Source organism: Mesorhizobium sp. 2RAF21, from assembly GCF_052115345.1.
Classification (GTDB): domain Bacteria; phylum Pseudomonadota; class Alphaproteobacteria; order Rhizobiales; family Rhizobiaceae; genus Mesorhizobium; species Mesorhizobium terrae.
This window is the reverse complement of sequence record NZ_JBFRGM010000004.1, coordinates 298,789-321,752: the sequence shown is the minus strand read 5'-3', so window position 1 is coordinate 321,752 and position 22,964 is coordinate 298,789. Positions and strand designations below refer to the sequence as shown.

General features: G+C 64.6%; 21 protein-coding genes. 13 read left to right on the top strand and 8 right to left on the bottom strand.

The genetic code is table 11. The features are described 5' to 3' along the window. Positions 1–133 precede the first annotated feature (133 nt). The 4 genes from AB4136_RS08920 (at position 134) to AB4136_RS08905 (ending at position 4,389) form a co-directional block, all read left to right on the top strand. Entirely contained in the window at positions 134–2,347 is a 2,214-nt protein-coding gene (locus AB4136_RS08920; RefSeq protein ID WP_137900562.1) for a TonB-dependent hemoglobin/transferrin/lactoferrin family receptor, read from the top strand. Between the two features lie 9 nt (positions 2,348–2,356). After that, positions 2,357–2,791: a hypothetical protein gene (locus AB4136_RS08915; RefSeq protein WP_024926247.1), complete on the top strand. Its 435-nt coding sequence runs from the start codon at positions 2,357–2,359 to the stop codon at positions 2,789–2,791. Between the two features lie 94 nt (positions 2,792–2,885). Further along, positions 2,886–4,031 (top strand): energy transducer TonB family protein, encoded by a 1,146-nt coding sequence (locus tag AB4136_RS08910; protein ID WP_137900561.1) that lies wholly within the window; start codon positions 2,886–2,888, stop codon positions 4,029–4,031. A gap of 43 nt (positions 4,032–4,074) precedes the next feature. Further along, positions 4,075–4,389, top strand: a complete 315-nt coding sequence (locus AB4136_RS08905) for an antibiotic biosynthesis monooxygenase family protein (RefSeq protein WP_024926245.1) — start codon at positions 4,075–4,077, stop codon at positions 4,387–4,389. A gap of 111 nt (positions 4,390–4,500) precedes the next feature. On the opposite strand, the gene AB4136_RS08900 is transcribed toward AB4136_RS08905, so the two are convergent. Then, entirely contained in the window at positions 4,501–4,839 is a 339-nt protein-coding gene (locus AB4136_RS08900) for a hypothetical protein (RefSeq protein ID WP_036253970.1), read from the bottom strand. Between the two features lie 148 nt (positions 4,840–4,987). Next, the gene (gene putA, locus AB4136_RS08895; protein ID WP_137900560.1) at positions 4,988–8,608 is read right to left on the bottom strand and encodes a bifunctional proline dehydrogenase/L-glutamate gamma-semialdehyde dehydrogenase PutA; all 3,621 of its coding nucleotides are present in this window, start codon (positions 8,606–8,608) and stop codon (positions 4,988–4,990) included. A gap of 167 nt (positions 8,609–8,775) precedes the next feature. Between putA and AB4136_RS08890 the strand changes: the two genes are divergently transcribed. Continuing rightward, on the top strand, positions 8,776–9,225 hold the full coding sequence (locus AB4136_RS08890; RefSeq protein ID WP_024926242.1) for an Lrp/AsnC family transcriptional regulator: 450 nt from the start codon (positions 8,776–8,778) through the stop codon (positions 9,223–9,225). Between the two features lie 2 nt (positions 9,226–9,227). Here AB4136_RS08890 and AB4136_RS08885 read toward each other — a convergent pair whose 3' ends face one another. Then, entirely contained in the window at positions 9,228–10,442 is a 1,215-nt protein-coding gene (locus tag AB4136_RS08885) for a cytochrome-c peroxidase (RefSeq protein ID WP_024926241.1), read from the bottom strand. 7 nt (positions 10,443–10,449) lie between these two features. Beyond that, entirely contained in the window at positions 10,450–10,899 is a 450-nt protein-coding gene (locus AB4136_RS08880) for a FixH family protein (protein ID WP_024926240.1), read from the bottom strand. Between the two features lie 152 nt (positions 10,900–11,051). On the opposite strand from AB4136_RS08880, the gene AB4136_RS08875 reads away from it, so the two are divergent. After that, on the top strand, positions 11,052–11,972 hold the full coding sequence (locus AB4136_RS08875) for a sugar kinase (RefSeq protein WP_024926239.1): 921 nt from the start codon (positions 11,052–11,054) through the stop codon (positions 11,970–11,972). Between the two features lie 36 nt (positions 11,973–12,008). Here the strand turns inward: AB4136_RS08875 and AB4136_RS08870 are convergent, their stop codons facing one another. The 3 genes from AB4136_RS08870 to AB4136_RS08860 all read right to left on the bottom strand — a co-directional run bounded on the left by AB4136_RS08870 (position 12,009) and on the right by AB4136_RS08860 (position 15,656). Further along, on the bottom strand, positions 12,009–13,025 hold the full coding sequence (locus tag AB4136_RS08870; protein ID WP_024927293.1) for an aldose epimerase family protein: 1,017 nt from the start codon (positions 13,023–13,025) through the stop codon (positions 12,009–12,011). Positions 13,026–13,074: 49 nt separating this feature from the next. Further along, the gene (locus tag AB4136_RS08865; RefSeq protein WP_024926873.1) at positions 13,075–14,532 is read right to left on the bottom strand and encodes an NAD-dependent succinate-semialdehyde dehydrogenase; all 1,458 of its coding nucleotides are present in this window, start codon (positions 14,530–14,532) and stop codon (positions 13,075–13,077) included. A 173-nt stretch (positions 14,533–14,705) separates the two neighbouring features. Further along, positions 14,706–15,656 (bottom strand): AEC family transporter, encoded by a 951-nt coding sequence (locus tag AB4136_RS08860; RefSeq protein ID WP_024926872.1) that lies wholly within the window; start codon positions 15,654–15,656, stop codon positions 14,706–14,708. Positions 15,657–15,836: 180 nt separating this feature from the next. On the opposite strand from AB4136_RS08860, the gene AB4136_RS08855 reads away from it, so the two are divergent. The 7 genes from AB4136_RS08855 to AB4136_RS08825 all read left to right on the top strand — a co-directional run bounded on the left by AB4136_RS08855 (position 15,837) and on the right by AB4136_RS08825 (position 21,970). After that, positions 15,837–16,388 carry a histidine phosphatase family protein gene (locus AB4136_RS08855; RefSeq protein ID WP_024926871.1) on the top strand — a complete coding sequence of 184 codons (552 nt, stop codon included), beginning with the start codon at positions 15,837–15,839 and terminating at the stop codon, positions 16,386–16,388. A gap of 177 nt (positions 16,389–16,565) precedes the next feature. Next, positions 16,566–16,850 carry an acyl carrier protein gene (locus AB4136_RS08850; RefSeq protein ID WP_024926870.1) on the top strand — a complete coding sequence of 95 codons (285 nt, stop codon included), beginning with the start codon at positions 16,566–16,568 and terminating at the stop codon, positions 16,848–16,850. A 66-nt stretch (positions 16,851–16,916) separates the two neighbouring features. Then, on the top strand, positions 16,917–18,104 hold the full coding sequence (locus AB4136_RS08845; RefSeq protein ID WP_024926869.1) for a beta-ketoacyl-ACP synthase: 1,188 nt from the start codon (positions 16,917–16,919) through the stop codon (positions 18,102–18,104). A 71-nt stretch (positions 18,105–18,175) separates the two neighbouring features. Continuing rightward, positions 18,176–19,447, top strand: coding sequence for a beta-ketoacyl-ACP synthase (locus tag AB4136_RS08840; protein ID WP_024926868.1), 1,272 nt, complete (start codon positions 18,176–18,178; stop codon positions 19,445–19,447). A gap of 179 nt (positions 19,448–19,626) precedes the next feature. Next, on the top strand, positions 19,627–20,655 hold the full coding sequence (locus AB4136_RS08835; protein WP_024926867.1) for a zinc-binding dehydrogenase: 1,029 nt from the start codon (positions 19,627–19,629) through the stop codon (positions 20,653–20,655). Further along, on the top strand, positions 20,655–21,611 hold the full coding sequence (locus AB4136_RS08830; protein ID WP_024926866.1) for a lipid A biosynthesis lauroyl acyltransferase: 957 nt from the start codon (positions 20,655–20,657) through the stop codon (positions 21,609–21,611). Before AB4136_RS08835 ends, AB4136_RS08830 begins: the two co-directional genes overlap by 1 nt. Before the next feature lie 191 nt (positions 21,612–21,802). Further along, positions 21,803–21,970, top strand: coding sequence for a hypothetical protein (locus tag AB4136_RS08825; protein WP_161773091.1), 168 nt, complete (start codon positions 21,803–21,805; stop codon positions 21,968–21,970). 57 nt (positions 21,971–22,027) lie between these two features. Here the strand turns inward: AB4136_RS08825 and AB4136_RS08820 are convergent, their stop codons facing one another. Then, entirely contained in the window at positions 22,028–22,963 is a 936-nt protein-coding gene (locus tag AB4136_RS08820) for a dimethyl sulfoxide reductase anchor subunit family protein (protein ID WP_024926865.1), read from the bottom strand. Position 22,964: the final 1 nt, after the last annotated feature.

Here is a 22,964-nt window from a genome sequence, read left to right as displayed (position 1 = left end):
ACTTGAATAATCATGTTTACTAGTCAGTGCAATACCGGACTAAATGAGTCAACATTTAAGAAGCCGGCCGAACGAAAAAATGCGAGCCAGCCCAAGGGTGAGCCAGCATGCAGCTTGCCATTTGGAGTTGGACATGGGCTTGGGGATTGATGGGCGGTCTGGAGAGACCGCGGGACGTCGCAATACGAGCGGCGCCGTAGCAAGAGGATTGGCGACACTGGCCGCAGGTGCCGCCGCAGCGGCACTGCTTTCCGGCACCGCGCTTGCGCAGCAAGCCGCGCAACCCACGCAGAACGACAAACCGGCCGAAACCGCCGATGCCAAACCCACGTCGCTGGGCGCCACCCTGCTCGACAAGATCATGCTGATCAGCCGCACCGGCGAAACCGCAATCAAGGCGCTCGCCTCGGTCAGCCATGTAGACCAGGAACAGATCGATCGCCGCATGGCATCGACGCCGAACGAGTTGTTGCGCGGCGTGCCTGGCGTCACCGTGCAGGCCGACGCGCGCCGCACCGCCTCGTCGATCAACATTCGCGGCCTGCAGGACTTCGGCCGCGTCGCCGTCATCGTCGACGGTGCCCGCCAGAACTTCCAGCGTTCCGACCACGGCACGCAGTCGACCTTCTATATCGATCCCGAACTGATCAAGTCGGTCGACGTCATCCGCGGCCCGGTCGCCAACACCTACGGGTCCGGTGCGATCGGCGGCGTCGTCATGTTCGACACCAAGGACGCCGAGGACTTCCTGAAGGCGGGCGAGACCTGGGCAACGTCGCTCTCCGGCCGCTATGAGACCAATGGCAAGGGCTGGACCACGAGCGCGACCGGCGCCTACAAGTTCAACGACAATTTCGACGTGCTCGGCAACATCGTCTACCGCGACTATTCCGACTATAAGGACGGCGCCGGCAACAAGGTCGGCGGCAGCGGTTTCGACGTGCTGAGTGGCATGCTGAAGACCACGATCCGCCCGACCGAGAATTCGACGCTGAAGCTCGGCTGGATCGGCAACAGCGAGAGCTGGAACGAGATCAGCGGCGGCAAGCCCGCCTACGACCTCGACATGAAGCAGAACACCTTCACCGGCCGCTACAACCTGACCGACGAAGACAAGAGCTGGCTCGACCTCAATGTGAACCTTTCCTACAACAAGGCCACGCTTGAGCAGACCAGCCTGATCCCGCTCGGCGGCCGCTTCGACCCGATCACCGGCCGTCCGACGACGCTGCCCGCCGGGTCGAAGACCACCTACGACATCGGCACGTTCGGCATCGACGTCTGGAACACCTCGCGCTTCGAGACGAGCGGCATCAACCACGAGCTGACCTATGGCGGCGACTGGGTGTCGGACGACGTCACCACCACCGGCGTGGCGGCGGGCGATGCCTTCTACACACCGTCGGGCAAGCGCAATGTCGGCGGCGCCCATATCCAGGACAAGCTGACCTGGGAATGGCTCGAAGTGATCGCCGGCCTGCGCTACGACAGCTACAGCCTCAAGGGATCGTCCTCGGAAACCTCCGGCGACCGGCTTTCGCCGCGCGTCACCGTGGGTGTGTCGCCGTTCGAGGCACCGGGCCTCAGCGGCCTGCAGGTCTACACCACCTATGCCGAAGGCTATCGCTCGCCCTCGCTCAGCGAAACCTTCATCAGCGGCCTGCACCCGTCAGGGGTTTCCTTCCCCTTCCTGCCGAATCCGAACCTTCGGCCTGAGACCGGCAAGACCTGGGAAGCCGGCGTCAACTACACCGCCGACGGTATCTTCCAGGCTGACGATGCGCTGCGCATCAAGGCCGCCTACTTCAACAACGACGTCACCGACTATATCGGCGGCGTGACGCTGTCGCCGTTCAACCCGACCAGCGGCTGCCGGCGCGGCGGCACGATCCCGATCTGCTTCCAGTACCAGAACTTCGCCAAGGCCAAGATCAACGGCTTCGAGTTCGAAAGCGTCTATGACGCGGCCTGGGGCTTCGCCGGCCTTTCCGGCTCGATCATCAACGGCCACACCGTTTCCTACAAGGGCGTGCGCGCGGATCTGACCACCGTGCCGTCCGCCCAGGTCGCGGCCCAGCTCGGCTTCCGCTTCTTCGAGGACCGGCTGACCGTGGGTGGCGAGGTGCAGTACAACGGCGCGCCGAAAGGCAACAAGGCGGCCCGCGACTACACGCTGGTCAACGCCTTCGCCTCCTACAAGGCCAACGACAACCTCAATCTCGACTTCCGCGTCGACAACATTTTCGACGTGAAATACGCCAACCCGCTGAACGCCACGACCACCTCGACGATCTACGAGCCGGGCGTGACCTTCAAGCTGGGCGCAACGATGCGCTTCGGAGGCTGAGCCGACACCATGAGAGCGAAGTCGCTGATCCTGTTGACCACCCTCGCCGCCATCCCTGCCGGCATGGGTCCCGCGCTCGCGCAACAGGCCGAGGCGGCTTCGCTCTCGCTCGAACTCAATGGCGCGCAGCCTTCCGACAAGGGCTGCCGCCTGACCTTCGTGGTTACCAACACGCTCGGAGCCGGGCTGACCAAGGCGGCGTTCGAGATCGCCCTGTTCAACACGGCCGGTGTCGTCGACCGTATCACCGTGCTCGACTTCAAGGATTTGCCAGCCGGCAAGACGAAGGTGACGCGCTTCGATCTTTCGGGTACGGATTGCGGCAAGATCAGCCGCGTGCTGGTCAACAGCGCAACGGAATGCGTCGGCCAGGGCGTCGAGCCCACAGCCTGCATGCGCGACCTCAAGACCACCAGCAAGGCGGGCATCACCTTCGGGGTCTGAGTTTCCGTCATGAACAGGAACTTGCGCCTTGGAATTGCAACCGGCCATTTCGAACAGGACATCGTCCCGGCCGCTTGCCGGCGCCGACGCCTCGATGCCGGCCGGCGGCGATCCCGAGATCGCGATACCCGGCGGCGTGTTGCAGCCCGATCCGCCCGAACAGGCGAGCCTCGATGACAGCGCCAATGCCGACATCGAACCGTTGCCCGCCGAGCCGGACTATGTCGCGGAAACCCGGCCTGCCGCGTCGGTGCGCAAATGGTCACTGGCCTTTGTCGCCTCGCTGGTCTTTCATCTCGCGGTGGCGGCCATGCTGATCTTTGCGCCCGAGAGCATTTTACCGCCGCGCGAGCTGACCCCGACCGAGATCGCGGGGGCGAACGGGACCAAACCGCTCTTGTTTGGCAATGAGGAAAATGACGCCACGGCCGCCGGTGCCGATCAGCAACGGGACGTGACCAATGTCACCGTCGTGCCGGAAAGCGAGTTGCAGCCGCCCAGGAAAATTCAGCCGCAGCCCGAGAACCCACCATCCACCCAGCCGGCTCAGCCAACCAAGGAGCAGGCTCAACCGCCCAAGGAGCAGGTTCAGCCGACGAAAGAGCCCCAACAACAACCGGTCGAACCTTCACCCAACGTGTTGGCGATCCCGCAGACACAGGACGAGAAGGATGCCGTCGCGGTCCTGGAAGGCCGCCCGACCGCCAAGTTGGAGATCATGCGTCCGGTGATGCCCGAGCCGAGCGAAGCCGAACGGCAATTGGCTGAGCAGGAAACGCACCCCGCACCTCAAGCGCCGGCCGAGCAACCGCAAAAACCGGCGCGGCCGAAATCCGCATCCGGAGCCGGCGGCCAGGCCGAGAACGATGCACTGCGCGGGGTCAATGAAGGGCGGGAAGATGGCAGCACCACTCTGTCGGGCATCACCAGCGCGCAAACAGGCGCCGGCAATGCGGCAGCGTCCCGCTTTAGCGGCCAAGTGCAAGGGAAACTCGACCGCGCAAACCGGCGCGTTTCGCGGGCGACACAGGCCAAGGCACTCAGCAATGCTGTCGTCAGCTTCATCGTTATGGCCGACGGCGGCGTGGTCGACGTGAGGCTTATGCGAAGCTCGGGCTCACCGGAACTCGACAAATTCGCGGTGGCCTTGGTGAAGGGTGTGGCACCCTACCCGCCAATCCCGCCTGAAACCGGCCGCAAGGCCTGGCCCTTCACCGTCCAGATCGGCCCATTTCTTTGAATTCACTCTTCACGCATCAGCCATCATCCCGGAAAGGAATGCCATGTATATCGCCATGAACCGCTTCAAGGTGCAGAACGGCTCGGAAGAGGCCTTCGAGTCTGTCTGGAAGAACCGCGATTCCTCGCTGTCGGAAATGGCCGGCTTCAAGGAGTTCCACCTGCTGCGCGGGCCGGCGAACGAGGCCGAAGGCTACACGCTGTTCGCCTCACACACGGTCTGGGCGAGCCATGACGACTTCGTCGCCTGGACCAAATCGGAAAACTTCCGCAACGCCCACAAAAATGCCGGTTCGTCCAAGGCGGCCTATATCGGCCACCCGCAATTCGAGGGCTTTTCGGTGGTGGAAGGCGCGTAGGCCATCCAAATATATTGACAGCTTCCCGCTTCGGTCTCGAGGCGGGAAGCCATCAATCGATCCATGCCTCGATCTCCGTGAAATAGCTTCACCGAGATCGGCAAGCCGATGCTACTTCGAGGCAGCGATGCTGCAAGCGCCCGCGATCTGGACTTTGTACTTGCTTACCGACTTTTGGCAGGACTTCAGCGCCAGCGCCTCCGCCTTTTTCTGCGACGGCGCGTTCAGCCAAGCACCGCAGATGAAATATTCCACCGTACGATCCATGACCGTCGTTGCATAAGCAGAATGACCGGGAGCGGCGATGTAGTCATCATACGCCTTCTGGCAGCTTCCGACGGACCCCCAGGGAATATTAACCGGATAACGTTTGTCGCCGACCTTGCCGGCCAGTGATTCCGCCATAGCGGGACCGGAAGCGACAAGAAGAGCCACGTTGAAAATTGCCATGGTTAGAAAGTGATGCACGTTAAGTCCCCCTACCCCTTAGAAATACGAACGATCCACGCAGTACTGTTTGTCACCAACGCTGACTAGATCGATTTTCACGTAACTTCATTCAGGGAGGGGATATCGTTCGTCGGAAAACCTTTTCGCCTCAAGCCGCCGCCAGCAGGCTGGCATTGCCGCCGGCCGCCGTTGTGTCGACGCAGACCGCGCGTTCATGCGCGTAGGCGGCCGGGTAGACGACCTCGCTGACCAGCGGCACGATCGGCCCCTTGCGTTCCGCGATCGCGGCGCGCAGGGCGCGGGCGTCGTCAGCCGTGCCGGAGAAGGCAACGACATCCAGCGGCAGCGCGCCAATGGTCGTCGCATCGATCCGGGCATCGATGGCCGCGATCGGCAAACCTTTTCCGGTGAGCGCGGAGAGCGCCGCCGGAGCGCCTAGAGCCACCGCCAGGACGGCATTGCCGGCCGCGAGTGCCTGAACCGCCTGCGCCAACAACGTCTCGGCGTCCGGGCCAAGTGCCAGCACACGGCCACGCGGCGTCAGCGACAGCGTGTTGGCTTCGCCGGTCGGTCCGGGCAGATCGATCTGGCCATATTCGAGACCGGCGGCAGCAGTGATCGCCTCCGCCCCTTTGCCACGCAGATGCTTGCGCAGCATGGCGATGCGGTCAGCCCTCGTCGACCAGCCGCCAAGCGCGGGATCGGGCATGTAGTCGGATAGTTCCCTGGCCGAGGCCGCGCGGCCTTCGACGAGCGCCGCGCCCGCTTCCGGTCCCTTGCGGAAACGGCGCAGATAGTGCGGTCCGCCAGCCTTGGGACCGGTACCTGACAGGCCCTCGCCGCCGAAGGGCTGCGAGCCGACCACGGCGCCGATCTGGTTGCGGTTGACATAGATATTGCCGGCATGAATGCCGTCGACGAAATGCTGCACACGGCCCTCGATGCGGGTGTGCAGGCCAAAGGTCAGTCCGTAGCCCTTGCGGTTGACGGCGGCGATGACGGCGTCGATCTCGTCGGCCTCGAAGGTGGCGACATGCAGCACCGGGCCGAACACCTCGCGCTCCATTTCCTCGATGCCCTTGACCCGGAACACCGCAGGCGCAACGAAGCGGCCGTCCTTCGGCGCGGTGAGTTGGGCAATGGCACGCCCCTCGCCCGCCATCCTGGCGCTGTAATCCTTGATCGACTTCTGCGCCTCGTCGTCGATGACCGGACCGACATCGGTCGAGAGCTGCCAGGGATCGCCAATGTTGAGCGCATCCATCGCCCCTTTCAGCATCTCCAGCATCTTGGCTTCCACATCCTTCTGGACATAGAGCACGCGCAACGCCGAGCAACGTTGGCCGGCACTCTGGAAGGAAGATGCCAGCACGTCGCGGATCGCCTGCTCGGGCAGCGCGGTGGAATCGACGATCATGGCGTTCAGCCCGCCGGTTTCGGCGATCAGCATGGCGTCGGGCGCCGCCGTCTTGGCCAGTTGCCGTTCGATCAGCTTGGCGACTTCGGTCGATCCGGTGAAGCAGACGCCGGCAATGCGCGGGTCGGCGGTGAGCGGAGCGCCGACTGTGGGTCCATCGCCCGGCAGCAGCTGAATGACGTCTTCCGGCACACCGGCCTCACGCAGCAGTTCGACCGCGCGATAAGCGATCAGCGGCGTCTGTTCCGCCGGCTTGGCGATTACCGAATTGCCGGTGACAAGCGCTGCCGCGATTTGGCCGGTGAAGATGGCAAGCGGGAAATTCCACGGCGAAATGCAGACGATGGCGCCCCGCGCCTCGGTGCCAGCCTCGGCCTGGGCGGCCTGGGCGGCCTGGGCGGCGTAATAGCGCAGGAAATCCACCGCCTCGCGCACTTCCGCGACGCCGTTGGCCAGCGTCTTGCCGGCCTCGCGGGTGGCGAGCGCGAAGAACTCGACGGCATGTTTTTCGTAGAGGTCGGCCGCTCGGTCGAGGATCGCGGCCCGCTCGCTGACCGGCCGTTTCGCCCAGCCCGGCTGAGCCTCGACGGCGAAGCGCACGGCGGTTGCGACCTGTTTGGCCGCCGCCTCGGTCACCGTTCCCACCACGTCCGACGGTCGCGCCGGGTTGACCACCGGCCGCTCCTGGCCGTAGCCGGCGGCGCGAGTGATCGGCTTGGCGCTCCAGCGGTTGGGGCCGACAAAGGCGGCCTTGGCCTTGTCGATCTCGGCAAGTGTGACGACGTCGGTGATGTCCCAGCCCCTGGCATTGCGGCGGCCGGTGCCGAAGATGGCAGCGGGCTTGGCGATGTTCGGATTGGCCGCCGAGCCTTGCGTCTCGGCGGCTTCGAGCGGATCGCTGGCGATCTCCTCCGGCGCCACGTCCTCGTCGGTCAGCTGATGCACGAAGGAGGAGTTGGCGCCGTTTTCCAGGAGACGCCGCACCAGATAAGCAAGCAGATCCGAATGCGCGCCGACCGGCGCGTAGATGCGGCAGCGTGTGCCCTCAGCCTTGCGGATCGTCTCGTGCAGCTGCTCGCCCATGCCGTGCAGGCGCTGGAATTCGAAACAATCGCGGTCCGGCGCCATCGACAGGATGGCGGCCGCGGTGTGCGCGTTGTGAGTGGCGAATTGCGGATAGATGCGGTCGGTCATGCCGAGCAGCTTGCGCGCGCAGGCCAAGTAAGACACGTCGGTATTCACCTTGCGCGTGAACACCGGATAGCCGGTGAGACCGAGCGTCTGCGCGCGCTTGATCTCGGTGTCCCAATAGGCACCCTTCACCAGCCGCACCATGATCTTGCGGTCGAGCTTCGTCGCCAGTGCGTGCAGCCAGTCGATGACGAAGGCCGCGCGTGGGCCGTAAGCTTGCACAACGACGCCGAAACCATTCCAGTCGGCCAGTTCGGGATCGGCCAGCACGCGCTCGATGACGTCGAGCGAAAGATCAAGCCGATCAGCCTCTTCGGCATCGATGTTCAAGCCCATGCGCGCCTTGCGCGCGGCGCGCGCCAGCGAAAGCAGGCGATCGGCCATCACCGGCAGCATGGCCTCCTTCTGCGCCACCTCGTAGCGCGGATGCAGCGCCGAGAGCTTGACCGAGATGCCGTGGTTGAGGCGGATGTCGTCGCCCTTGGCGCCGGGCGCCAGCGAGGCGATGGCATCGGCATAGGCCTTCAGGTAACGCAGCGCATCGTGCTCGGTGCGAGCTGCCTCGCCCAGCATGTCGAAGGAATAGAGATAGCCGTTCTGCGTCATCGAACGGCCGCGCTTGACGGCTTCGGCGATGGTGCGGCCGAGCACGAACTGCTCGCCCATCTCGCGCATCGCCGCTGCTACCGCCTTGCGGATAACCGGCTCGCCGAGGCGCCGCACCATGGCGCGCAGCGTGCCTTCGATGCCGCCCTCGCCCTCGTCGAGCACGCGGCCGGTCAGCATCAGCGCCCAGGTCGAGGCATTGACGAAGATCGACGACGAGCCGCCGGAATGCGCGGACCAGTCATGCGGCGCGATCTTGTCGGCGATCAGATCGTCCATGGTCTCGGCGTCCGGCACACGCAGCAGCGCTTCCGCCAGGCACATCAGCGCCACGCCTTCCTTGGTGGAAAGTCCGTAGGCCGAGAGAAACACCTCCATCAGCCGCGGGTCGGCTGAACCGCGCACGGCCCGCACCAGATCGGCGGCACGAGCGGAAATCGCCTTTCGCGCTTCGGCCGAGAGCCCGCTCGCCACAGCCAGCCGCTTCACGGCCTCGTCCTCGTCGGGGAGATAGTTGGCGCGAATCTGCTGGCGGATGGTGTTGAGCGCGGGCATGGCGGTCCTTTGAAAGCGCGGAAGAACACGCCGGTCGGCGGCCTGCCGGACCGGATGGTGCAAGCTAGCACGAAGCCTCCCGCCATTCGATCCAAAGAACTCGCCAATGCAGGCCATTTGGTCTATGAAGAACAGAATAATACGCTGCGTGGGCTTCAAAACGGATCATGGAAGACCAACTGGACCGCCTCGACCGCAACATCCTGTCCGCCCTGGCCAGGAATGGCCGCCAGTCCATGTCGGAACTGGCTCTAAAGGTCGGCCTGTCGAAGACGCCGGTGCAGGCACGCGTCAAACGCCTGGAGAAGGATGGCTACATCCGCGGCTATTCGGCGATCATCGACCGCGAGCGCATGGGCGAAGGCCATGTCGCCTTCGTGCAGGTGAAATTGTCGGACACCCGCTCCAGCGCCCTCGACGCCTTCAACCGCTCGGTGCAGGGCGTGCCCGAGATCGAGCAGTGCCACATGATGGCGGCGAGCTTCGACTACCTGCTTAAAGTGCGCACACGCGACATCGCCGCCTACCGGCGCATTCTGGGCGAGCGCATCTCGTCGCTGCCGCATGTCGCGCAGACCTCGACTTTCGTGGCGATGGAAACGGTGAAGGACCGCTAGACCTATTCGCCCAGCGTCTTCAAAAACGCCACCAGCGCGGCGCGCTCGCGATCGGAAAGCTGCAGGGGATGCACTTCCGAGACACCCTCGACGCTCTGCTGCGCCTTGGTGTAGTGCGCGACGACATCGTCCAGCGAGCCGAACTGGCCGGCATGCATATAGGGCGGACGCCCGGCGACCGCCCGCAGCGACGGCGTCTTGTAGGCGCGGATCAGCTCGGGCTTGTCCTTGACGATGAACTTCAATTCGCCGCAGGCCTCCGCGCCGCCGTCGCGATAGCGGCCGAGGCAATTGAACGGGTCGGCCTCGACCTGGGCGACGGCGTTGATGCGGCCGCGGTCCGGCGGCAGGTCCCTGACCGGCGGCACGCCGGTGTTGTGGAAGCCGTGATCGGTGAACAGCGGGCCGTTATGGCAGGTCGAGCAGCTTGCCTTGCCGATAAACAGCTTCAGCCCCTGGATTTCCTCCGGCGAAAAGGCCGCGTCATCCTTCGGCTCGGCACCGGTCGCCAGCGCTATGGCGAAACGGTCGAAGCGTGTTTCCTTGGGCATGATCGAGCGTTCGAAGGCGGCAATCGCCTTGCCGATATTGGCAAAGACGCGGTCGACACCATCCTGATCGGCTGCGTTCATCGTCTTCCAGGCGGATTGGTCGGCCAGCGATCCCAACGGGCTGGCATTGGCCGGGACTTTCGAAAGGTCGGGCATCGGCCCGAAAATCCGTTCGTAGCGTTCACCGAAGCGCGCCTTGATATAGTGCGCATAGGATGCGCGATTACCCGCCTGCTCGAGCGGGTTCTCCAACGGCACCAGCGCCTGTGCCCACAGGCTGTCGCGCCGCCCGTCCCAGAACAGCCAGGAACTATAGGCAACACCGGCAAGCGGCATGGTGCGCCGGTTGGTGCGTGCCACGCCGACCGCTTGCGGCAGATCGTCCTGGAATTGCCGGTCGATCTTGTGGCAGGTCGAGCAGGCGACCGTGCCGTCGCGGCTCATCGAAAGATCGAAGAACAGCGTGGCACCCAAGGCTGCCGCTGCCGGATCGTCGGCGAAACGGTTGGTGGCGTCGGTTTTCAGCGGCGGCAACGCCGTCAAGGCCAGGCCGGCGATGGTCCGTTTCTCGGCCTCGGAGAATTGCGGCCTGCCGCAGGCCGCGACCAGGGCCGCCAGCGCAATGACGATGCCCAGACTGGAACCTAGACCGGACCAGCGTCTCATGAGCGGCTCACAGCACGATGTTGAACAGGACAGTATCCGAACCCGCAGGCGCTGTGATGGCGAAGCGCAATTGCCACCAGCCGCTCATCGAGAATTTCACGCCGGAAATCCGATAACGTCCCTCGCCCAGATAGTCCGTCGCACGCGGGCTTGTCGGCAGGCCATGCGCATGCTGCGGCATGCCGCCGGAAACCTCGATGATCGCGCCTTCCACCGGCGTGCCGGCGGCGGTCTTCAATGTCAGCACCCAGTCGTGCAGTTCGCCCTGCTTCACCGTTCCGTTCTCCGGCGCGAAGGTGGCCACGAACAGGCCTTTCTCGCTGCCCTTGGTTTGCTGGGTTTCGGGCGCGGCTGGGGGCGCGGTGTTGGGCGCGGTCATGTAGACCACCGTCAACACGCCGAAGAGGACGGCGGCCAGCCCGACGCCAGCAACCAGATACCGCCAGAACGCTGCCAACTGTGCCCCACATCATCTCGGTGAACGTCCGGCACAGCGCCTAGCATCCCGCTGGGTTGTGGGAAAGTGCGGCGATGCCCGAATCCCGGACACCATGCCATGGCGTCGATCCTGTCGAACGGTTAGACGGAGGACAAGGGAGACAAACACTGATGTCAATGCAAGGTGTCGCCTCGATCGGCGAATGCATGCTGGAATTGTCTGGCCAGAGCGGGCCGGACTGGCGCCTGGGTTTCGCCGGCGACACCTTCAACACCTTGTGGGCGCTGGCGGCGCTGGCCAAGGATCGCCCCGCAACTTACGTCTCGGCCTTTGGCGACGACCCCTTCTCGCACCAGCAGATCGAATTTCTCGCCGAAAATGGCATCGGCATAGGCGCCAGTCCGGTTATTGCAGGCGCTCGGCCCGGCCTTTACGCCATCACGCTGGAAGGCGCCGAACGCTCCTTCACCTACTGGCGCGCCGATTCGGCGGCCCGGCAGCTCGCGTCGAATTCAGACGCCTTGGTCAAAAGCCTTGAAAGCCAGTCGCTTATCTACTTTTCCGGAATCACTTTGGCAATTCTGGACGAACGTGCTCGGGGCACGCTTCTGACCACCGTCGCCGCAGCGCGCGCGGCCGGCAGCCTGGTCGCCTTCGACCCCAACTACCGTCCGCGCCTGTGGCCGGATGTCGGCACAGCACAGAAAGCCATCGCTGCGGCACTGACGGTCACCGACATCGCGCTGCCGACCTTCCCCGACGAACAGATGCTCCATGGCGACCGGAGCCCGGAGGAAACGGCGACGAGGCTGGGCAGGACCGTATCCGAGATCGTCGTCAAGAATGGCGAGATGCCGGCATTGGTCGCCACCGGCGCCGACAGGGAGGAGATCCCGGCAATCCATGTCGCGAAGCCCGTCGACACGACCGGCGCGGGCGATTCCTTCAACGGCGGTTACCTGGCCGCACGCCTCGCCGGCCGGTCGCCGGCGGAAGCCGCCCGCAGCGCCCATCGCGTCGCCGCCGCCGTCGTCCAGGTGCGCGGTGCGCTGGCCCCGTTCGACATCCTGCGCAAGGCATTCGGGCAATAGGCCTGAACTTTTCCCTGAGGGCAGAAGCCCTCGCTCCTATCCCAGCCTGAACCGGTACTCGGTCAGCTGGTGATAGGTCTCGCCGGGCAAGAGGGTTGCCGACGGGAAATAGGAACGATTGGGTGCGTCGGGCCAAGTCTGCGCCTCCAAGCACAGGCCGGCAAAGCGCTTATAGCCGATACCGCCAAGCCCTGGTGCCGGCGGCGCGATATAGCCGCCGCCATAGAGCTGGAGACCAGGCTCGGTGGTCCAGACCTCCATCTCGACGCCGGACACGGCACCTTGCACCCAGGCGGCCTTGCGCAAGGGCCCGCGCGCTGAGGCCAGGCAGAAATTGTGATCGTAGACGAGCTGGTCGCCTGCTTCCGTGCGCAGGCTGCGCGCCTGCCGGAAATCGAAGGGCGTGCGGTCGACCGGCTGCACCACGCCCGTTGGGATCATCTCGGCGTCGACCGGCAGATAGGCGCCGGCCGGGATCATGACCCGGTGGTCGAGCACGTCGCCGGCACCGCCATCGTCGAGATTGAAGTAGGAATGCTGGCTGAGATTGCAGACGGTGGCCTCGTCGGCCGTGGCAGTCAGTTCCACGCTCAGCGTTCCGGGGATCTTCAGCCGATAGGTACAGGTGACATCGAGCGCGCCGGGAAAGCCCATCGATCCACCGGGATCGTGCAGCGAAAGCGTCACGAAATCATGCCCATGCAAAGCAACCGACCAGGCGCGGCCAGAATAGCCGCCCGATCCGCCATGCAGCGCATGTTTGCCGAGGAAGTTGCGGTCGGTCTGTTGCCGCTGGCCGGCCAGCGTGAAACGGCCGTCGCGGATGCGGTTGGCGAAGCGCCCGACCACGGCGCCGAAATAGCCAGTGTCGCGCTCATAGGCCTCGAACCGGTCGAAACCCAGCACCAGCGGCGCCTCGTGACCGGCAAGACGCAGGTCCTGGATGATGGCACCCAGATTGAGGATGTTGGCCGAAAGCCCACCGCCACGGATGGTGAAGCGGCGGATTTCCTCCGCCGCTTGCGTTGTTCCAAAGAGCTCGCCGTCCTTCATGCCGCTGTCGCGGGCCGGTGGCGCGTGGCCAGGCCGGCTCGCTGATCGATCAGAGGCCGAGGCCGCCGATGCAGACATATTTGGTATCGAGGTAGTCCTCGATGCCCTGATGTCCGCCTTCCTTGCCGAGGCCGGATTCCTTGACGCCGCCGAACGGCGCTTCCGGCGTGGTGATCAGCCCTTCATTGATGCCGACCATGCCGTATTTCAGCCCTTCCATGACCCGGAAGGCGCGGCCGAGATCGCCGGTGTAGAAATAGCAGGCCAGGCCGAACTCGGTATCGTTGGCGAGCCGCACGGCCTCTTCCTCGGTCTCGAACTTGAAGACGGGCGCGACCGGGCCGAAGATTTCTTCCTTCATGAACATCATGTCGGGCGTAGCGCCGCTGATCACGGTCGGCTCGAAGAACGAGCCGCCGAGTGCGTGCGGCTTGCCGCCGGTCTCGACCTTGCCGCCCTTGGCCTTGGCGTCGGCGACGAACTCCGCGGTCTTCAGCGCCGCCTTCTCGTCGATCAGCGGTCCCTGCTGCACGCCATCCTCGAGGCCGGAGCCTACTTTCAGCTTGGCGGTCGCGGCGGCCAGCCTCTCGACGAACGTGTCATGGATGCCGGCCTGCACGAAGAAGCGGTTGGTGCAGACGCAGGTCTGGCCCGAATTGCGGAACTTGGCGGTGATGGCGCCCTCGACCGCGCGGTCGAGATTGGCGTCATCGAAGACGATGAATGGCGCGTTGCCGCCGAGTTCCATCGACACCTTCTTGACCGTCTTGGCCGACTTCTCGATCAGCATCTTGCCGACCGGGGTCGAGCCGGTGAAGGTGATCTTCTTGACCAGCGGGTTGAAGCACAGCTCATCGCCGATCTCGCCGGCGGCACCGGTGACGATGTTGACCACGCCCTTCGGGAAGCCGACTTCTTCGGCAAGCGCGCCCCAGGCCAGCGCCGAATAAGGCGTCTGCGTGGCCGGCTTGACGACGGCCGTGCAGCCGGCGGCCAGCGCCGGGCCGAGCTTGCGGGCCAGCATCGAGGACGGGAAGTTCCACGGCGTGATGGCGGCGACGACGCCGACCGGCTCCTTGGTCACCATGATGCGACGGTCGGCCCACGGCGACGGCACCACGTCGCCATAGGTGCGGCGGCCTTCCTCGGCGAACCACAGCACATAGGCGGCCGACGAGCCGACTTCGCCGCGCGATTCGAACAGCGACTTGCCCTGCTCGGTGGTGAGCAGTTCGGCCAGCGCGTCCTGATTGTCCATGATGGCGTCGTGCAGCTTGCGCAACAGCTTCGAGCGCTCAAGCGCCGAGGTCTTGCGCCAGGTCAGGAAGGCGGTGTGGGCGGCCTCGATGGCGCGGCGCGTCTCGGCGGCGCCGGCCTTCGGCACCGTGCCGATCTTCAGGCCATTGGCCGGATTGGTGACGTCGATGGTCTGGCCGGAATCGGCCTGCACCCATTCGCCGTTGATGAGATTGGCCTGCCGCATGAAATGGCTGGTTTTCTGAAGCATGGTCTAGCCTCCCTTCGGCCGCTCACGGACCGGTCTTGAATGGGTCGATGGGTGTTTTCAGCGTCACTGCCGCAACTGGACCACCGCTCTTACTCCAGAGCCGGGCTTGCGATCAATCGCCATAGCTGAACCTAAGCACTGGGCCAGCACGAATCCAGCCCTGCAGCCCGGATCTAGCCGAAAACCTGCGCCGTGACCGCCAGCCAGAACGAGGTGGTGACAACGGCGCAGGCGGTGGCGAGCGTCATCTGGTTGGAGGCGAGCCCCTGGCCCGCGTTGAACTGGACGGCGATCAGGTAGGAATTGATGCCGGACGGCAGCGCCGCCACCAACACCGCCACCTTGGCGGTCAGCGGCGGCAGGCCAAGCAGCCAGACCAGCGCCAGGGTCAGTGCCGGCATCACGAACAGCTTGAGCACCGACAGCCCAAGCGACGGGCCGATATGGCCGGAAATGCCGAAGCGGTTCAATCCCAGCCCCATGGCGAACAAGGCAACCGGCGCCGCCGTGCCGCCCAGCGCCTCGGCCAGCCGCGAGACCAATCCGGGCAGCGGAACGCCGGTGACGCGCCAAGCGAGACCGGCGAGGATGCCGATGATCAGCGGATTGACCAGCAGCTTGTGCAGGAAGCGGCGCAATATCCGGAGCGGATGCGCGGCCTGGGCGTCGCCCCGCCCGAACATCTCGAACATGACGATCGAGGCCATCATCATGACCGGCAGATGCACCGCGACGATCAATGACAGCACCTCGAAGCCCTGCGGCCCGTAGATGCCGAGGATGAAGGGTGCGCCAAGCAGCACGACATTTGAGTAGGAAGCCGACACGCCGCCGACGATTCCGGTGCGCCGGTCGCGCCCGAACAGGCGGGTGGTGACCAGATGCCCAGCGGCCCAGGTCAGCGCCACGGCGGAAAAATAGGCGCCCCACAGCGACCAGGGCGCCGCGCCGTGGAAATCAGACTTGACCATGGTCTCGAACAGAAGCAGCGGCATCGCCACACCGACAGCGAATTCGGCGACGCCTTCGGCGCTCTGCGCCTTGAGATAGCCGGTCACGCCCGCGAGATAACCCAGCGCCACGAGCCCGAAGACGAACAGGACGGTTTCGGTAAGCGGCGACATGGTTTCCCTCGACGCCCGACTGATAGGGGAGCGACCCGGACGGCGCAACCGCCAGCCTGCCTACAGGCTTGGGACACCGTGCCACGCAGTCGGCGAACGACCCCGGCCTTGCCTTCCCGGTGCCTTTGCCGTCCCTATATGGAAAAGACCGGCGTCGATGGGACGGCGGAAAGGTCCGCCATGTTTCGTCTTGCCCTCGCCCTCCTCCTTGCCTTTGTGCCAGCCGTCGCCCACGCGACCGATGCCGGATGGGCGCTGCTCAGGGCTGGCGGCCATGTCGTGCTGCTGCGCCACGCCATGGTCACCGGCAGTGGCGATCCAGCCGGCTTCGACATCGACGCATGCGCGACGCAACAGAAACTGTCCGAGCGCGGCAAGCAGCAGGCGCGCAAGATCGGTGCGCTGTTCGCGGCCCGCGCCGCGCCCATCGATCGGATATTGTCCAGCCGCTATTGCCGTGCACTCGACACCGCCGGCATCGCCTTCGAGGACAACAAGACGGAGAAGTTCGAGCCGCTCGATCTCTTGTCCAAGGATGCGGCGGCAGCGGCTGCGCAGAACGAAGCCGTCGTCAAACAGGTCGCCGGCTTCTCGGGCGACGGCAACCTCGTCATGGTCACCCACCTGGAAAACATCCAGGCGCTGACTGGGGCCGGTGCCCGCGAAGGCGAAGCGGTGATCGTGAGCGTCGACGGCGACAAGCTGCGCGTACTCGGCCGCATCATCTTCTAGACCCGTGTCGGGCCGGACGATCAGCTTCCTTCGTCGTCAAATGGCTGTATCTGTCGGTAGATGCCGGTGCGCAGACCATGCAAAGCCGCGTTTTCGGCTTTCCCTGTACAAGAAAACCGATTAGACAGCGCCGAGCCACCTGCGGACCGCATCCGCCCGCAATCGAAGGAAGATCCCTTGTCCACCACGTTCGAAAAAGTCGCAAAGATCATCGCCGACACCAGCGAAATCGACATCGACACGATCACGCCCGAGAGCCACACCATTGATGATCTGGGCATCGACAGCCTCGATTTCCTCGACATCGTCTTCGCGATCGACAAGGAATTCGGCATCAAGGTGCCTCTCGAAAAGTGGACGCAGGAAGTCAACGACGGCAAGGCCTCGACCGACGAATATTTCGTCATGAAGAACCTCTGCGCCAAGATCGACGCACTGGTCGCCGCCAAGAACGCCGCCTGATCGAACAGGCATGGCCATCCGCCGGCCGCCCTTGACGGGCGGCGCGCGCTGACCCAAAAACCGCCCATGACATCCCATGACGTCGTCATCACCGGCATCGGCCTCGTTTCCTCTTTGGGGGAAGGCCCGAACGCGCATTGGCAAAAGCTGACGACAGCGGGCGCCAAGCCCGTGCTCGATTCGGAACGCTTCGCGCCCTACACCGTCCACCCCCTGCCCGAGATCGACTGGAATCTGCAGATCGCCAAGCGCGGCGACCAGCGCCAGATGGAAACCTGGCAGCGGCTGGGCACCTATGTGGCGGGGCTGGCGCTCGACGATGCCGGCATCAAGACCGACGAGGCGCTGTGCGCCACCATGGACATGGTCGTTGCCGCCGGCGGTGGCGAGCGTGACGTGGCGGTCGACAACGCTATCCTGGCCGCATCCGAAAACCGGCCCGACTTCGATGTCCTGCTCAACGAGAAGCTGACCACGGAGCTGAGACCGACGCTGTTTCTGGCGCAGCTTTCCAATCTGCTCGCTGGCAATATCTCGATCGTGCACAAGGTGACCGGTTCCTCGCGCACCTTCATGGGCGAGGAAGGTGCCGGCGTCGCCGCGGTCGAAACCGCCGCCGCACGCATCCGCTCCGGCCAGTCCACGCATATGCTGGTGGGCGGCGCCTTCCAGACCGAACATCCCGACATGCTTCTGGGCTACGAGCTCGGCGCCTACCTGCACAGGGGAGCCTGGAAGCCCGTCTGGCAACGCGACGCTTCGGAAGGCGGCGGCGTCGTCTCCGGTTCCGGCGGCGCTTTCCTCGTTTTGGAAAGCCGCGAACATGCCGAAAAGCGTGGTGGCCGCATCTACGCCGAACTCGGCCCGGTCCAGTCCGGTCGCGCGCGCCGCAAGCGCGGCGAACTAAGCGCCGGTATTGAGGCACTGCTTGGCACCGCAAACCTGCCAGCCGGCCCGCTTCTGGCGTTGTCGGGTGCCTCGGGTGGCCGCGCGGCCACGACCGCCGAGAAGGCCGCATTCGACGCCCGCGCCAATCTTGCCGTGCGCGGCTTCGGCACGCTAACCGGCCACATGAAGGAAGCGCAGTTCCCCTTCGCCGTGGCGTTGGCCGCACTTGCCATCCACAACAAGGCGCCCTACCCGACCTTCGACGCGGCATCCGAGCGCAATTTCGACGGAATTCCCGAGCAGGTACTGGCAACAGCGGTCGGCTATCACCAATTCGAGGGACTGGCGCTGGTCAGCGCCGCTTAAGCGGCACCTGCTGGCCGCATGGCGGCGGGGTTGGATCGCGGCGCAAGGCGAAAACGGTCGAGGATTGAGGCATGGCGAAGCTGAAAGATCATCTGGGCAGGCCGGTTGTTGCCGTTACCGGCATCGGCGTGGTCACGTCGCTCGGCATCGGCAAGGCCGATAACTGGGCGGCCCTGACCGCCGGCAAGTCCGGCATCCACCCCATCACCCGCTTCCCCGTCGACCAGCTCAACACCCGCGTCTCCGGCATGGTCGATTTCCTGCCGTCGAGCAGCAAGGGCGCCAGCGCACTGACCTATGAGCTGGCCGAAACGGCTGCGCGCGAGGCCGTCGCCGAGGCCGGCATCGACGCCGAGAATTTCGGCGGCCCGCTCTTCCTCGCCTCGCCGCCGGTCGAGCTCGACTGGCATGACAGGCTGGCGCTCTACAAGGGCGGCGATCGGGAAAATGCCTCCGATCGCATCCTGGAAGTTGCGCGCGGACTGAATTCCTCTGACATGTTCGATTCCGCGCAGTTCGGCACCATTGCCGATCGCCTGGCCGACGCTTTCGGCACGACCGGCCTGCCAATCACGCTCTCCACCGCCTGCGCTTCGGGCGCCACCGCCATCCAGCTCGGCGTCGAGGCGATCCGCCGCGGCGAATGCGAACGTGCGCTCTCAATCGGCGCCGACGGCTCGGCCACCGCCGAGGCGCTGATCCGCTTCTCGCTGCTTTCGGCGCTGTCCACTTCCAACGACGTGCCGGAAAAGACCTCGAAGCCCTTCTCGAAGGATCGTGACGGCTTCGTGCTCGCCGAAGGTTCGGCTGCGCTCGTGCTGGAATCGCTGGAAAGCGCGCTGGCGCGCGGTGCTACCGTGCTCGGAATCCTGCGCGGCTGCGGCGAAAAGGCCGACGACTTCCACCGCACCCGCTCCAAGCCGGACGGTTCGCCGGCCATCGCGGCGGTCAAGGCAGCGCTTGCCGACGCCGGCCTTTCCGAGGACGAGATCGACTACATCAACGCGCACGGCACCTCGACGCCGGAAAACGACAAGATGGAACATATGTCGCTGTCCACTGTCTTCGGCGAGCGCATTAGCCAGATCCCGATCTCGTCCAACAAGTCGATGATCGGCCACACGCTGTCGGCAGCGGGCGCCATCGAAGCAGCCTTCTCGCTGATGACCATGCGCGAAGGCGTCATTCCGCCGACCATCAACTATGACAACCCCGACCCCGCGATCGCGCTGGACGTGGTGCCGAACAGGAAGCGCGAGGCCAAGGTCGGCACGGTTCTGTCCAATTCCTTCGGCTTCGGCGGCCAGAACACTTGCCTTGTCATGGCGCGGGAACCTGTTTAAGGCAGCGCTCTGGGGCGCTACGGCGCAGACAAGAAGGGAATAGGGAATAAGGCCGTAGGGCGACGAGCAGCGAATTGCGGCTTGATTCCTGCTATTTCGCCTGAACCTATTGCCTTGCAGCCCTATTCCCTTATTGCCCTGTTTTCCTCTTTCGAAAACATAACTGGACGCAAGACCATATGCGCGCACTGCAACTCATCGAGGATCGGCGGCTCGAAATCGTCGATATCGCTCCGCCGCCGCCGCCTGCTCTTGGCGAAGTGACGCTGCGCATCAAGGCCGTGGCGCTGAACCACATCGACGTATGGGGCTGGCGCGGCATGGCCTTTGCCAAGCGCAAGCTGCCGCTCACCGTCGGCGCGGAGGCCTCCGGCGAGGTCGAGGCGGTCGGCCCCGGCGTCTCGAACCTGGTTCCCGGCCAGCTCGTCTCGATCTATGGCGCGCGCACCTGCGGGCTGTGCCGCGCCTGCCGCGAGAAGCGCGACAATCTGTGCGAGCATGTCGGCGGCGTGCACGGTTTCCATCTCGACGGCTTCGCGCAGGAGAAGATCAACCTTCCCGCCCGCCTGCTGGTGCCCGCCCCTCCTGGCGTCGACGCTATCGGTGCGGCCGTCGCGCCGGTCACCTTCGGCACGGTTGAGCATATGCTGTTCGACAACGCTAAGCTGGAACCGGGTGAAACGATCCTTGTCCATGCCGGCGGCTCCGGCATCGGCTCGGCCGCGATCCAGCTTGCCAAGAAGATCGGCTGCACCGTCATCACCACCGTCGGTTCCAACGACAAGATCGAGAAGGCCAAGGCGCTCGGCGCCGACCACGTCATCAACTACCGCGAGGATCGCTTCGAGGGCGCGGTGCGCAAGATCACCAAGAAGAAGGGCGTCGACGTCGTCTTCGAACATGTCGGCAAGGACACCTGGGCCGGCTCGATGTTCTCCCTCAAGCGCGGCGGCCGCCTCGTCACCTGCGGCTCGACCTCCGGCGTCTCCACCGAGATTAACCTGATGATGCTTTTCCAGCAGCAATTGAAGCTGCTCGGCTCCTTCGGCTGCCGCATGGAGAACATGGCCAATGCGATGCAAAAGATGGCCGCCGGCCTCGTTGCCCCGGTCATCGACACCGAGGTCGATTTCAGCGGCATCGACGCGGCGTTGAAGCGCATGGAAGGCCGCGACGTCTTCGGCAAAATCATCCTGCGCGTGGGCTGATGGCCGGCACGCGGGAACCGATGCTGCGCCCGCTCGTCTATAAGACGTTGCGCGGCCTGAAAGTCGCGGAATATTGGCTCACCGCGCGTGTCGCCATGGCGCTCCTGGCGATCCTGCGCTTGCTGCCGCCCGACCGCGCGCTTTCCTTCATCGACCGCGTAACGCGCAAGATAGGTCCGATGGTTGGCCGCCATCGTGTGGCGATCGCCAACATCAAGGAAGCCTACCCGGACAAGAGCGAGGCCGAGATCGAAAAGATCGCCTCCGACATGTGGGGCAATATGGGGCGCCTGGCCGGGGAATATGTCTTCCTCGGCCAACTCTTCGACTACGACCCCGATGCCGAGACGCCGGGCCGCGTCGAGGTCATCGGCAAGGAACTGTTCCTGAAAATTCGCGACGAGAAGAAGCCGCACATCTTCTTCACCGCGCATATGGGCAATTTCGAGTTGCTGCCGGTGGCCGCCGCCACCTTCGACCTTTCGGTCTCGGCGTTGTTTCGCGCCCCGAACAATCCCTATCTCGCCGAATACATCTTCAAGACGCGCGCGGCGACGATGGGCGAACTGCTCGCGTCGAAGAACGGCGTGTCTTTCGCCATGGCGCAGGTTCTGGAGCGCGGCAGTAATGTCGGCGCGCTGGTCGACCAGAAGTTCACCAACGGGGTGCTTTCCACCTTCTTCGGCAGGCAGTGCCAGACCAGCCCGCTGGTGCCGAAGCTGGCGCGGCAGTTCGAGTGCGATGTCTATCCCGTTTTTTCCGTGCGCCTGCCCGGCAACAGGTTCCGGCTCACCCTTTGCGACAAGCTCGATTTGCCGCGCAACGCAGCAGGCCAACTGGACGTCGCCGCGACAGTGCAATTGATGAATGACACGGTTGAAGGTTGGGTGCGCGACGATCCCGGCCAGTGGATGTGGTTCCACAAGCGCTGGCAGATCAGGGGCCGCACCCGCTAGAGCGCCGCGTGTCCGTTCGGACGCGCAAAGGACGCTCCAGCACTTTGATTTGGTGCAATCCGCCTTGCCATCGCTGTGGTCGCACGAAATTGATCCGCGCTACGTGCGAGATCGTGAAAATGCACAACTTCCGCCGCACTTGATCGTTAACTTTTTTGCCGGACAGTGACGTCGTGGCAGGGTTGTGGGCGATGACGGACGAACAGATCAGACAGAAGGGCGTTGCCTTGTGGACGCCGTGGGGCGGCCAGCAGCCGGCGAAACCGGGTGAAAAGTTCGCGGCACTCAGGCGATTGGCGAAGCGGCTGCGCAACGTGCGCAAGAAAAAGGCGGCCAAGCCGGCTATCGCCGGCAACTGACCCGACCGACCCGCTTCGATTGCGGATCGAGAACGCGATCAGTCGCGTCGAAAATTCTTACCCACCGTAATAATTCATCACCGCGTGGCGCGCTTCGGCAAAGAACAGCCAGCGTTCGACAAACATGCCGACGACGTGGGAAAGCGCCGCGACCGCCAGGGTTAAGGTCGCGGCCAAACCCGCGTTTGCGCCAGCCATCAGCGCGGCCAGCACCAGGAAGATCAGCCCTCCAGGCAATAGCCCGCCGAGCAACAGCGCCAGCCTGCGCAGTTTTTCAGCATGCTTGCGCGCGACGCGGAAACCCATTTCGTTGGTCAGGTAGTTTTCGGTGACATGCGGCCGCTCAAACAGCCGCACGCGGCCGATGGCGCCGAGCCCCGTGGCGCTTTCCGGTGTCGACAATGGCACCAGGCCGTCGAGATTGCGCAGCCAGGCGATCTTCACCGCCCAGGCCGCGATGAGGAAAACCAGCGCCGGCAACAACAGCGGAATGCCGCCGCGACCACCAGCAGTCGCGAACATCGCGCCGAGCAGCGACCCGCCAGCCAGCGAAAACAGCAGATAACAGGCCGGCGTCAGCCGCGTATGCCAGGCTTGCACCGATTTCAGGCACGCATAGATCATCGACGTGCAGAAGACAGTGGCGAGCGACAGCACGGTTGCGGCAATCCCAAAGGGCGCCGAATAGCGTCCGTAGACGACCGAGAGCCAGGCCGACACGATAAGCGGCACGAAGGTCAGCAACGACAGCACGCCCTCCCGCGACAGCCAGCTCGACCGCCATTGCGAAAGCGCCCGCCAGGCACGTTGCGGGTTGCCGAGATGCAGGGTCGACGACAAGAGCCCGCCTGCGATCAGCGCCAGCGCCGTCATGTAGGCGAGCTTGGTGGCGACCGCCGCAGGGTCGAGCAGGCCAAGCCCCAGCACCGCCGCCAGCCCGTAGCCGAGCCCGGAAAGCGTTGTGAAAACGATGATGGAAAAGGCCGGATGCATG

Excerpts from the sequence above, each read along its gene's own strand:
- AB4136_RS08920 (WP_137900562.1), top strand. The coding sequence starts at position 134 with ATGGGCTTGGGGATTGATGGGCGGTCTGGAGAGACCGCGGGACGTCGC.
- AB4136_RS08915 (WP_024926247.1), top strand. The coding sequence starts at position 2,357 with ATGAGAGCGAAGTCGCTGATCCTGTTGACCACCCTCGCCGCCATCCCT.
- AB4136_RS08910 (WP_137900561.1), top strand. The coding sequence starts at position 2,886 with ATGCCGGCCGGCGGCGATCCCGAGATCGCGATACCCGGCGGCGTGTTG.
- AB4136_RS08905 (WP_024926245.1), top strand. The coding sequence starts at position 4,075 with ATGTATATCGCCATGAACCGCTTCAAGGTGCAGAACGGCTCGGAAGAG.
- AB4136_RS08900 (WP_036253970.1), bottom strand. The coding sequence starts at position 4,839 with ATGGCAATTTTCAACGTGGCTCTTCTTGTCGCTTCCGGTCCCGCTATG.
- putA (WP_137900560.1), bottom strand. The coding sequence starts at position 8,608 with ATGCCCGCGCTCAACACCATCCGCCAGCAGATTCGCGCCAACTATCTC.
- AB4136_RS08890 (WP_024926242.1), top strand. The coding sequence starts at position 8,776 with ATGGAAGACCAACTGGACCGCCTCGACCGCAACATCCTGTCCGCCCTG.
- AB4136_RS08885 (WP_024926241.1), bottom strand. The coding sequence starts at position 10,442 with ATGAGACGCTGGTCCGGTCTAGGTTCCAGTCTGGGCATCGTCATTGCG.
- AB4136_RS08875 (WP_024926239.1), top strand. The coding sequence starts at position 11,052 with ATGTCAATGCAAGGTGTCGCCTCGATCGGCGAATGCATGCTGGAATTG.
- AB4136_RS08870 (WP_024927293.1), bottom strand. The coding sequence starts at position 13,025 with ATGAAGGACGGCGAGCTCTTTGGAACAACGCAAGCGGCGGAGGAAATC.
- AB4136_RS08865 (WP_024926873.1), bottom strand. The coding sequence starts at position 14,532 with ATGCTTCAGAAAACCAGCCATTTCATGCGGCAGGCCAATCTCATCAAC.
- AB4136_RS08860 (WP_024926872.1), bottom strand. The coding sequence starts at position 15,656 with ATGTCGCCGCTTACCGAAACCGTCCTGTTCGTCTTCGGGCTCGTGGCG.
- AB4136_RS08855 (WP_024926871.1), top strand. The coding sequence starts at position 15,837 with ATGTTTCGTCTTGCCCTCGCCCTCCTCCTTGCCTTTGTGCCAGCCGTC.
- AB4136_RS08845 (WP_024926869.1), top strand. The coding sequence starts at position 16,917 with ATGACATCCCATGACGTCGTCATCACCGGCATCGGCCTCGTTTCCTCT.
- AB4136_RS08840 (WP_024926868.1), top strand. The coding sequence starts at position 18,176 with ATGGCGAAGCTGAAAGATCATCTGGGCAGGCCGGTTGTTGCCGTTACC.
- AB4136_RS08835 (WP_024926867.1), top strand. The coding sequence starts at position 19,627 with ATGCGCGCACTGCAACTCATCGAGGATCGGCGGCTCGAAATCGTCGAT.
- AB4136_RS08830 (WP_024926866.1), top strand. The coding sequence starts at position 20,655 with ATGGCCGGCACGCGGGAACCGATGCTGCGCCCGCTCGTCTATAAGACG.
- AB4136_RS08825 (WP_161773091.1), top strand. The coding sequence starts at position 21,803 with ATGACGGACGAACAGATCAGACAGAAGGGCGTTGCCTTGTGGACGCCG.
- AB4136_RS08820 (WP_024926865.1), bottom strand. The coding sequence starts at position 22,963 with ATGCATCCGGCCTTTTCCATCATCGTTTTCACAACGCTTTCCGGGCTC.